17 protein-coding genes are annotated in these 10292 nt (G+C 59.4%); all 17 read left to right on the top strand.

What is annotated here, in order from left to right; genetic code table 11:
* The coding region (locus G5137_RS20485; RefSeq protein WP_421255895.1) for a head completion/stabilization protein at positions 1-405 on the top strand (405 nt) is incomplete at its 5' end.
* A complete protein-coding gene (locus G5137_RS20480) occupies positions 405-608 on the top strand; it encodes a tail protein X (protein WP_005352059.1) in 204 nt (67 codons plus the stop codon). The genes G5137_RS20485 and G5137_RS20480, both read left to right, overlap by 1 nt.
* A gap of 28 nt (positions 609-636) precedes the next feature.
* On the top strand, positions 637-867 hold the full coding sequence (locus tag G5137_RS20475) for a TraR/DksA C4-type zinc finger protein (RefSeq protein ID WP_111809547.1): 231 nt from the start codon (positions 637-639) through the stop codon (positions 865-867).
* Positions 868-876: 9 nt separating this feature from the next.
* Positions 877-1248, top strand: coding sequence for a putative holin (locus G5137_RS20470; RefSeq protein ID WP_071911234.1), 372 nt, complete (start codon positions 877-879; stop codon positions 1246-1248).
* The gene (locus G5137_RS20465; protein ID WP_421255894.1) at positions 1245-1586 is read left to right on the top strand and encodes a phage holin family protein; all 342 of its coding nucleotides are present in this window, start codon (positions 1245-1247) and stop codon (positions 1584-1586) included. The genes G5137_RS20470 and G5137_RS20465 overlap by 4 nt, the downstream gene beginning before the upstream one ends.
* The gene (locus G5137_RS20460; RefSeq protein WP_421255893.1) at positions 1583-2404 is read left to right on the top strand and encodes an N-acetylmuramidase domain-containing protein; all 822 of its coding nucleotides are present in this window, start codon (positions 1583-1585) and stop codon (positions 2402-2404) included. Before G5137_RS20465 ends, G5137_RS20460 begins: the two co-directional genes overlap by 4 nt.
* Positions 2394-2867, top strand: a complete 474-nt coding sequence (gene lysB, locus G5137_RS20455) for an Rz-like lysis system protein LysB (RefSeq protein ID WP_421255892.1) — start codon at positions 2394-2396, stop codon at positions 2865-2867. The genes G5137_RS20460 and lysB overlap by 11 nt, the downstream gene beginning before the upstream one ends.
* Positions 2752-3000 carry an Rz1-like lysis system protein LysC gene (gene lysC, locus G5137_RS20450; protein WP_421255896.1) on the top strand — a complete coding sequence of 83 codons (249 nt, stop codon included), beginning with the start codon at positions 2752-2754 and terminating at the stop codon, positions 2998-3000. The genes lysB and lysC overlap by 116 nt, the downstream gene beginning before the upstream one ends.
* Complete coding sequence (locus G5137_RS20445) at positions 2975-3445, top strand: phage tail protein (protein WP_421255891.1); 471 nt, start codon at positions 2975-2977, stop codon at positions 3443-3445. The genes lysC and G5137_RS20445 overlap by 26 nt, the downstream gene beginning before the upstream one ends.
* Complete coding sequence (locus G5137_RS20440; protein ID WP_421255890.1) at positions 3427-3876, top strand: phage virion morphogenesis protein; 450 nt, start codon at positions 3427-3429, stop codon at positions 3874-3876. The genes G5137_RS20445 and G5137_RS20440 overlap by 19 nt, the downstream gene beginning before the upstream one ends.
* Before the next feature lie 140 nt (positions 3877-4016).
* Positions 4017-4925, top strand: coding sequence for a hypothetical protein (locus G5137_RS20435; protein ID WP_421255889.1), 909 nt, complete (start codon positions 4017-4019; stop codon positions 4923-4925).
* Between the two features lie 202 nt (positions 4926-5127).
* The gene (locus G5137_RS20430; RefSeq protein WP_421255888.1) at positions 5128-5700 is read left to right on the top strand and encodes a phage baseplate assembly protein V; all 573 of its coding nucleotides are present in this window, start codon (positions 5128-5130) and stop codon (positions 5698-5700) included.
* The gene (locus tag G5137_RS20425; protein ID WP_236269731.1) at positions 5697-6056 is read left to right on the top strand and encodes a GPW/gp25 family protein; all 360 of its coding nucleotides are present in this window, start codon (positions 5697-5699) and stop codon (positions 6054-6056) included. Before G5137_RS20430 ends, G5137_RS20425 begins: the two co-directional genes overlap by 4 nt.
* Positions 6053-6934 (top strand): baseplate assembly protein, encoded by an 882-nt coding sequence (locus G5137_RS20420; protein ID WP_421255887.1) that lies wholly within the window; start codon positions 6053-6055, stop codon positions 6932-6934. Before G5137_RS20425 ends, G5137_RS20420 begins: the two co-directional genes overlap by 4 nt.
* 10 nt (positions 6935-6944) lie before the next feature.
* Entirely contained in the window at positions 6945-7346 is a 402-nt protein-coding gene (locus G5137_RS20415) for a hypothetical protein (RefSeq protein WP_013723883.1), read from the top strand.
* Positions 7347-7525: 179 nt separating this feature from the next.
* Positions 7526-8761 (top strand): phage tail protein I, encoded by a 1236-nt coding sequence (locus G5137_RS20410; protein ID WP_421255886.1) that lies wholly within the window; start codon positions 7526-7528, stop codon positions 8759-8761.
* Between the two features lies 1 nt (position 8762).
* Entirely contained in the window at positions 8763-10166 is a 1404-nt protein-coding gene (locus G5137_RS20405; RefSeq protein ID WP_421255885.1) for a hypothetical protein, read from the top strand.
* Positions 10167-10292: the final 126 nt, after the last annotated feature.

Raw genomic sequence — 10292 nt, 5'->3', positions numbered from 1 at the left:
TTCTGGCCGGCCATCTCGCTCTGCGCGCTGCGCGACACCGTCCGGCTCGATGGCACCGTCACCACCGCCCGCCTCACCCATGCGGTGATCGACGCCATCACCAGCGTCAACCGGGATCTGGCCCAGTGGCGCAGCGCCCGAGAAAGTGAAGGTCACGCCACCCTGGCAGCCGTGCCCGCCGAGCCCATCAACGGCGAATCGATATACCTGCACAGCTACCGGCGCGCCGTCTACGCCATGACCCGCGCCAACCTGCTCGAGCGCTACACCGACTACAGCGCCACAGGTGACGGCATCAAAGGGGCCGATGCCAAAGAGATAAGTTCGGATGACCTATACCGCGATGCCCGCTTTGCCATCCGCGACATCATCGGCACCACCCACACCACGGTGGAGCTCATCTGATGCAACTGCGCAGCCTGCAGGGTGACACCCTCGATCTCATCCTGTTTCGTCACTACGGCTACACCGCAGGCATCACCGAGCAGGTGCTCAACCTCAACCCCGGGCTGGCCGCGCTCGGCCCCATCCTGCCAACCGGCACCCTCATCAACATGCCAGCGGCCCCCACTCAGGCCGAACAGCCGCTGATCCAGCTATGGGACTGACTGTCATGCGACAAAAGAGAACACCGACATGAGCCGCCTCGATGACGAACTCGAACGACTGGCCAACATCAGCGAGCAACAACTGGCTGCCCGCATCCATGCCGCCCGCATTGCGGGCACTGGCCCCCACTACTGCATCGACTGCGACGACCCGATCCCGCAAGAGCGCCGCGAGGCGATCCGGGGCTGCGAACGCTGCGCCGACTGCCAGACCATCCACGAATACCAACTCGCCCGCCACTGCGGCAGCAAACGATAGGAGAGCACGATGCCAGAACCGATTTCCTCCAGCGCCGCAACCAGCACCCTTACCGGTCTGGCCTTGCTGTTCACCCTGCCCGGGGTGGATCCCTCCGTCGTGCTCGGCGCGCTCACCGGCGCAGTGCTGTTTATCTCGGCCGCCGAAGAACAGGGGCGCCTGCGCCGGATTGCCCTGTTTGTCGCCTCGTTTATCAGCGGCCTGCTGCTGGCTGGCTTTACCTGCCAACTGCTGGAGGTACTGCTGCCCGCCAGCGTCCAGGTCAGCAATGCGATCGGCTCGCTGATCGCCTCCGCCATGATGGTGCGCCTGCTGCAACTCATCATGCGCAATCAGGATCGGCTACTTGAAGCCTTGTTTAACAAAAGGGGGCAACCATGATCCCGACCACTCCAACCGGTGTGTTTATCTACACCGCCCTTTACGCCCTGATCTGCGCCGCCATCTTCCTGCGGGTCATGCTGTTTGACCGCAAAGGTGGCGAGTATCGCGCCCTGCCCGCCTGGATGGCGTGGCTGCTCTGCGTGCTGTCAGGCTCCATTCCGCTGCGCTTTCTGTTCGGTGGCATTCCGGTGCCAGATCCGGCCTCCTTCGGACTTGCCCTCTTCCTGCTGTTCGCCGTGCTCAACACCCGCGGCTCGGTGCACCACCTGCTGCCCCGGGGCAAACCGTCCAGCACCGACCATGCCCGGGATATTTACCGGAGGTACCAGCCATGAGCCTGAAAAAAGGGGATACCGGCACCGCCGTGGCCGACCTGCAACGCCGCCTCACCGCCGCCGGTTATCCGCTGGCAGTAGATGGCTGGTTTGGTGAGGCAACCGAGCAGGCGCTGATAGCCTTCCAACGGGATTACATGATTGCCGCCATCGGTCAGGCAGGCCCGCGTACCCTGGCCGCCCTGCTCGGCAGTGAGCGCGGCAACCAGCTGACCATCAACCACATGCAGGCCGGTGCCGATCTGCTGGCGGTGCCGCTGGCCACCATGGCCACCGTTGCCCAGGTCGAGAGCATCGGCGAAGGCTTCACCCAAGCCATGCGCCCGGTGGTGCTGTTCGAGCGACATGTGTTCTACAAGCAGCTCACCAAACACCAAGGCAAGGCGGCCGCCGACCAACTGGCCGCCCATTACCCCAACCTGGTCAACCCCAAACGCGGCGGCTATGCGGGCGGCGCAGCCGAGTGGGAGCGACTGCAACTGGCCATCAGCCTGCATCGGGATGCGGCCATCGAGTCGGCCAGCTGGGGCATGTTCCAGATCATGGGCTACCACTGGCAGCCACTGGGCTTTGCCTCCGCCAGCGACTGGCAGAACGCCATGCTGCGCAGCGAGGTCGAACACCTCACCGCCTTGTGCCGCTTTATCCAGCAAGACCCCGCCATGCACAAGGCGCTGCAGGGGCGAAAGTGGGCGGATTTCGCCCGCCGCTACAACGGCCCGGCGTTTAAGGAGAACGACTACGACACCAAGCTGGCCAAGTGGTTTGCGCACTTTACCAAGGTCTATCAGGTGCAGGAGGTAGCCAATGTGGCGTGAACTGCTGGGCTCGCCCCTCAGCTGGTTGCTGCTGGCATTGGCTGTCGCTCTTGGTGGCTGGGGCTGGTCAGCCCGCTCGGCGGCCAAGGCCAAAGGGGACGTCACCACCCTGCAAACCAGTCTCAAGGCAGCCGACGAGAAAACCAGAGAGGCCGAGCGGCGCGAGCAGCTTAAAGAGACCGCCATCGCCACCCTCACCCAGGAACTGACCACCCAGGCACAAGCGGCGCAGCAGCTGCAGGGCCAGCTCGACCAGCTGGCGCAGGCCGCCGCCACCCGCGCCGACACCATCAAGAGGCTCAAACGTGAAAATGCCGAACTCAGCGCTTGGGCTGATCGCCCTCTGCCTGACCCTGTTATCAGGCTGCTCCAGCGCCCCGCCCTCACCGGCGCCGCAGATTATCAGGCTCACCTGTCCAGCCCCGAGCCCCTGCCAGCTGCCGCCGGCGGCACCACGCAATAACGGCGACTTGCTCGACCAGCTGAGCCAGACCGAGGCCGCCTGGGCCAGTTGCGCCGCCAAGGTCGATAGCCTCATCTCCTGCCAGACACGACAACAACGGAGTGAAGATGGAAAAGCCAAAACAGATCCGTGAGGTGCTGACCCGCTGCGTGCCGCACCTCAAGGCCAACCCGGACAAGCTGCACATCTTTATCGCCCCGGGCAATATCGAAAGCACCGGCGCCCGTTCCCTCTCGTTCGAGTGGCAATACCCCCTCACCATCGGCATTGAAGACTTTGCCGGCCACCCGGATCAGATCATGGTGCCGCTGCTGGCCTGGCTGCGCCAACACCAACCCGAGCTGATGACCAACGACGAGTTGCGCAAGGATGGCATCACTTTCGAGGCCGAATACCTCGCCAACGACCTGATGGATCTCATCATCACCGTCAAGCTGACCGAGCGGGTCAAGGTATGGCAGAACGAACAGGGGATAGGCTGGGAACATCTGCCAGAGCCGCCAGAAGACCCTTATGACGGCATCACCTGGGAGCTCTTTATCAACGGGGAACCGCAGCCATGGCAACCGACGACCTGAACCGGCTGATAAGCTGGGCCGATGCTCTGCTGGCCAGCATGACACCGGCCGCCCGCCGGCAACTGATGGGGGAACTGGCCCGCAACCTGCGCATCAGTCAGAGCAAACGGATCAGGGCCAACATTCAGCCCGATGGCAGCCCGATGACCCCGCGTAAGCCGCTCAAAAGGCTGGCGAAGAAACGCGGCGCCACCCGCCGCAAGATGTTTCAGCATCTGGTCAGCCCCCGCTGGCTCAAGGCGACCAGCACCGAGCATCAGGCCGTGGTCGAGTTTGTCGGCTCGGCCAATCGCCTCGCAACCATTCACCAATACGGCCTCAAAGACCGCATCAAGGGCCGCGAGATCAGCTATCCAGCGCGGGAGTTATTGGGGATCAGCACTGAGGAGGTGGAACAGTTGGAGGGGCTCCTAGTAAAATCCATACAATAAAATGACTTCCAATGCATCAATATAATTGTTAATGTTTAAGTATAAAATATATATCATTTTTTGGGAGGTTTTCCTTTAAAAAGAAACTTAAATCAGGGGATATCAACAAAAAATAAACCGCTGCAACCACGAGCAATTATATGTCACAACAAGAAAGAATTGATTTCTATAACAACTGGCCTACATCAAAAAAATTCTCAGCTGAAAGTGAATTCAAAAAGCATTTGGAGTCATTTAGTGGGGTGATATTTCAACCAATAGCTCTAAACCTAACTCTTAGTACCTCAGGACATATTTCTCTCTCTCATGTCCTTGATGCTCTTGAAAGCTTACCAATGCGTCCTGATCATGCCTTTGACTGGACTTGGAAGGCTTTTGAGCATTCTTGTAAATCTGCAGGTAAAAAACTTAACACTACCGAACTATTGAGAGCCTATGCCACACCAACCATATGTTCAGTTATTAATGCTGACACGTTAGCAATCAGTGAAATAAGCTGCATCGCGTCCAAAATGCCATTACAAACAGCTGAATACTTGCTGAAAAAAATAATTGAAAGCAAACCATACTCAGTGCCTAAAGAAACACTAGCAAAAAGACTTCTACTCAGTAATGGCAATCCTAAAATAACATCACCTGCTTTACAGGCTCTTCTTGAAAAACTAGAAACATATGATTACACAAATACCGTGGATAGGCGTAATGGGGCCTCATTAATTAAGAAAGCAATGACGGGAGCTAAACTTCAATACCCCAAAGGAACATTCTCTTTATCTCAGCAAGAGATAACATTCTTTCTCTTAAGCGGTCTTCTATATAGTTTCAGAAATGACCGTACACATGCAAATGCAATCTCACCATTTAAAAGTAGCACCGCAAAAATAAAAACTTACGCGCATTGCTGGTATTGCTTTTTATTGACATATTACTTTCTATCGGCGATATGGAAAGATAATGGTTACATAGATACTAAGGCAACGCTTGGTAATAACTTCACGATTAACAATCGTGCGTTCACAAGTCTATTTGGGAACCACCTCGGAAAATAAATTTATAATGCATGAACGGATAAAGCTATTATGTTCATGCTAGGACACCTTAGTGACAATACTACTCTAATTTTTAAATTGTTGATTAAATATATTTAGATTTAAGTCGAGGGTATTATTACTAGCTATAACACCAGTGTGTACTCAGTGTACACACTGGGATCCCCTCGCCTTCCTCGCCATTGCCCAAAACAATGGCCCCATGCAACCGACCCCAACCGAACTCAAACGCCTGATCGACAACCTGATCCGCATTGGCACCGTCACCGCCGTGCGCTCCGGAGAGTGTCGCGTCAAAACTGGCGATATCACCACCAACTGGCGGCCCTACACCACGGACAGGGCCGGGGCTAACCGTACCCGCCACCGTCTGAGCTTGGGCGAGCAGGTGATCCTGCTCTCCGTCAGCGGCGATCTGCGCAATGCCTATATCGTCGGCCGCCTCAATGCTGACAGCTTCCCCGAGCCGCAGGCCGAGGATGACAACCCGGATCTCGACCGCACCGAATACGCCGATGGCGCCGTCATTGAATACAACCCTGAAACCGGAGCACTCAACGCCACCGGCATCAAGTCAGCCAACATCGAAGCCTCCGTCACCGTCAAGCTGATCACCCCGCTGGTCGAATGCACCAAGGCGCTCAAGGTCGGTACCACAATCAGCGCGGGCGGCAAGATTACCGCCCCCAGCGCAACCATCGGCGGTATAGAAGTCACGACCCACAAACACAAAGACACCATGCCGGGCAGCGGCACATCAGGGGGCCCAGTATGAACTGGCTCGGCATGAATGCCACCCATGGCCGCTCCATCAGCGCCACCGACCACATCATCCAGTCGGTGCGCGACATCCTTATCACCCCGGTGGGCTCGCGGGTGATGCGCCGTGACTACGGTAGCGAGCTCTTTTACCTCATCGATATGCCACAGCATCAAGCCACCCGCCTGCGCCTGATGGCCGCCACCGTGCAAGCCCTTATCAACTGGGAACCCCGCATCACCGTCACCCGCGTCGATGTACTGGGCGGCGGCATGGATGGCGCCCTCACCATCGAGCTCACCTGGCAGCGCAAAGATGGCGGCGTGCTGGAGTCTGCAACCATCCCCATTCCGACAGGAGCCGCCCAGTGAGCAATGTAGACCTGACCCAACTACCACCACCGGAAGTCGAGGATACTCTCGACTTTGAGGCAATCCTGGCCAAGCGCAAAGCCACCCTGATCAGCTACTACCCGGCAGACCAGCAGGCGGCCATCGCTGCCACGCTGGAACTTGAATCCGAACCGCTCAACAAGCTGCTGCAGGAAAACGCCTACAACGAAATGATCCTGCGGGCCCGCATCAACGATGCCGCCAAGCAGACCCTGCTCGCCTTTGCCAGTGGCACGACCCTTGACCATGTGGCCGGTGAGTACGAACTCGAACGCCTGCTGGTCACCCCGGGTGACCCCAACGCCACCCCGCCCATCGAGCCGGTGTATGAATCTGATGACCGCCTGCGCATGCGCTGCCAAATGGCCTATGAGGGCATGGCCACAGCGGGCCCGATCAATGCCTACAAGTTTCACGCCCTCTCGGCCAGTGCCGAGGTGGCCGATGTCGCCGTCGATAGTCCCACCCCGGGTACCGTCAGAGTGACCATCCTCTCACCGGCAGGCCAGCCGAGTGCCGACACCCTCAATCTGGTCGAGCAGGCCCTATCTGCCGAAGACGTGCGCCCGCTCTGCGATCTGGTGGCAGTCGAACCGGCCCAGCTCAAACTCTATGCCGTCGATGCCACCCTCAACGCCATCGGCCTGGGTAAAGAGCAGGCCATTGCCGCCGCAAAAGATGCCATGGCCAAAACGGCCGCCGCTTACTACCGGGTTGGGACCACAGTCCCGCTTTCCGCCATCTATGCCGCCCTGCACCAGCCGGGGATCGACAGCGTCACACTGCGCGCGCCGCTGGCCGATGTCACCTGCAGCGAGCAGCAGGCCGCCAAACTCACCACCCTCCACCTCGACTAAGGACACCACCATGGCAAACGCCCTCTATGACAAAGGCCGCGAAAAGTTTCTCACCGGCGCCATCAATGCCAGCGCTGACACCCTCAAGTGTGCCCTGCTCAAAAGCACCTATTCACCGACCCTCGCCAGCGATGAGTTCTACAGCGGGATTTCGGCCCATGTGGTCGGCACCCCGCAGACTCTCACCAGCAAAACCGTGGCCGCTGGCGTGCTCGATGCAGCCGATGTCACCTTCACCGCCGTGCCAACCGCCAACGTGAACTACTGCGCCATCTACAAAGACACCGGCAACGCCGCGACCAGCCCGCTGATCGCCCTGTTTGATACGGCGGCTGGCCTGCCGGTCAGCACCAACGGCGGCGACATCATCATCGCCTGGGATAACGGCCCCAATAAGATCTTCAAGCTCTGATGGCAACCCTCTATCCCGTCTGGCGCGGGTCGCTCACATATCACGATGGTGCCCTGTCACATGACGGGGCTGCCCTCTATCGGGGCACCGAGCAAGGACCGGATGATCCAGCACCAGAGGCCATTGCCGGAGTCAGAGTTGGCCTGACAGTGGCAGGGATAGAAGCAGGCCAGGCCGGGATGGCATCACTCATTCAGCGCGCCAAACCAACCGGGATCAGCCAGTTTGCAGCCGGGGCCAACAAGCTGGCCAGCCGCGCCAAGGCTATCGCTATCAACGATGGCGCACAGGGTGCTCCGGCAACGACCATCCGGGCCACGGTTGCAACAATGGGCGATCTGCTCGCCATGGGGGCGGCTGACATGTCAACACAGATAACCCTTGTCGGGCTTGATGCCGGAATTGTCGGCACGGCGGGAGTCAGAACCCGGCTCGCTACCGGCGGGATACTGCCTGATGCCATCAAGGCGCCGACCATTCAGCAACGGCTGGCTCCGGCAGGGTTCGCTCTCGGCGTCATCGGCAACCACAAAGCCAGGGTGCGACAGACCATCGGTGATCTGGCTGACGGTCAGCAAGATGCGCTATTGCTGAAAACCAAGCTGGCGCAGGCGGCAACCGCCTTTACCGGCGCCATGGGCACACCGATCGCCAAGTACGCCCAGATCATCTACCCGATGGCGCCAGCCCTGCCAGCAGCAACCCAGCCAGCCCTGACCATCACCCTGGCACAGGATGGACTAGCGCCACCATTGGTAGGCCCGTTCACCACCATCACTCGCTTGGCGACCCAAGGGGTCGATGCCGGTGGCATGGGGTCGAACAAGGTGCATCGCATGCCGCTGGCAACCCCGGCAACCCGGGATCTGCTGCCCCCCTCTGCAACCCGGCTGGAGCACCTGACCGCCGCCGCGCTGGCCTACAACCTGACCCCGGAGATCATCACCTCCACCCGCTTTGCCGACATCTGCCCGGCGCCACTGCTGCCCTGGCTGGCATGGGCCCGCTCGGTGGACTGGTGGGAACTGGCGGAATCGGAAGACCAGCAGCGGGCGCTGATCAAAGCCTCTTATCGGCTACATCAGCGCAAGGGAACCCCATGGGCCATCAAGGAGGCGCTGAACGTGTTGGGCTTTGGCGACAGCACCATCATCGAGCGCGCCACCGGCCGCCGCTATGACGGCACCCTCAGCTACAACGGCAACGAACCCCACGGCGACCCGACCCGCTGGGCGGTTTATCGGGTCATCCTGACCCGCCCGGTCACCACCGAGCAGGCCAACCGCATCAAGCGCCTGTTGGCAGAGATGGCCCCGGCCCGCTGCCACCTCTCTGCGCTCGATTACACCCGGGCGCCCGTTACCTACAACGGCGCCGCAACCTACAACGGCAACTACAACCACGGAGCCTCGTGATATGGCGAATTTACAAGAGGTCGTCAGCTGGGAGGCTGGCATCTACCAACTCGAAACCGGTGATCCGGTGCTGGGCGGCCCGGGCGGCATCTCCAACAAGCAAGCACAAGCACTGGCCAACCGTACCACCTACCTGAAAAAACACGTCGATGATATCGAGGGAGGCAACACGGCGGCCGGCAAGGCCAACAAGCTCAGCACCGCTCGCAATATTGCCCTGGTTGGTGATGTGACCGGTCAGGCGGCATTTGATGGCAGCGGCAACATCACCATCACCGCCACCTATAAAAACTCAGGAGTGGTGTCGGGCACCTATCGCTCGGTCACCGTCGATGCCAAGGGCAACATCACCGCCGGCAGCAACCCCACCACCCTGGCGGGCTATGGCATCACCGATGCGGTTCCCAGCGCACAAAAAGGCGCAGCCAATGGGGTGGCGACGCTCGATGGCAGTGGCAAGGTCCCCGTCAATCAGATCCCGGCCACGGCCATCACCGACACCTTTGTCGTCAACACCCAGGCCGCCATGCTGGCCCTGACCGCCGAAGTCGGGGATATCGCCGTACGTACCGACCTCAACAAGAGCTTCATCCTGCGGGTAGCGGGTGCCGCCACTCTGGCCAACTGGCAAGAACTGCTCACCCCGACCGACTCGGTGCAATCGGTGGATGGCATGACCGGGGCGGTAACCATCGCCACCGCCAGTGAAGCCGTGAAAGGTAAGGCACAGATCGCCACCCAGGCAGAGGTGAACGCCGGTACCGATGACGCCAAATTCGTCACTGCCTTGAAACTGGCAAAGGTGGGCATTCAAAAGCAGCTCGCAACCTTCAAACAGGTGGGCGTGACCCACTGGGTGGTTCCAACCGGCGTGTATAAAGTCCTGGTCACTGTGGTCGGTGCCGGCGGCGGCGGGGGTGGAGCCAACTCATCCGCCAATTACAACGCCAGCGGTGGCGGGGGTGGCGCAGGGGGATACGCCAAAAAGTTGGTCAATGTGTCACCTGGAGACAGCATTCCTATCACTGTCGGAAGCGGTGGAATAGGGGCAACAAATGGATTGAATATCGCTTTACCGGGACAAACCAGCTCGTTTGGGTCGTTTTGTAGTGCAACCGGCGGTAACCCGGGGAACTCCGCCATAGGCGGAACAACCTCTTCGATGTGTGGAGCTGGAGGCAGTGGTGGATTAGGTTCTGGCGGCGATATTGATGGCTATGGTGGCCATGGTTCTGCCGGAATTGCTGCAACACCGACCACAGCAGGAGGCTCGGTGGGACGGGGACTAGGAGGGGCGACTATCACTTCATTAGGTAGCGGTGGCAATGGTGGCGCAACAGTCACAGGAAATCAGGTTTCCGCCGGTCAAAATGGGTTAAACGGTATGGTCATTGTGGAGTGGTAAATTATGTGGGCACGAATCGAAAAGAATGTCGTCATGGAAACCACCGAGGTTGACCCCACTGGCCGCTATTATGAAGCGCTTGACTGGATGGCATGCAGCGATGATGTGATGCCTGGATGGGTCGTC

This window comes from Aeromonas sp. 600282, from assembly GCF_049175755.1.
GTDB lineage: Bacteria > Pseudomonadota > Gammaproteobacteria > Enterobacterales > Aeromonadaceae > Aeromonas > Aeromonas veronii_A.
The sequence above is the reverse complement of the archived record's forward strand: the minus strand, read 5'-3'. Positions and strand labels throughout refer to the sequence as shown.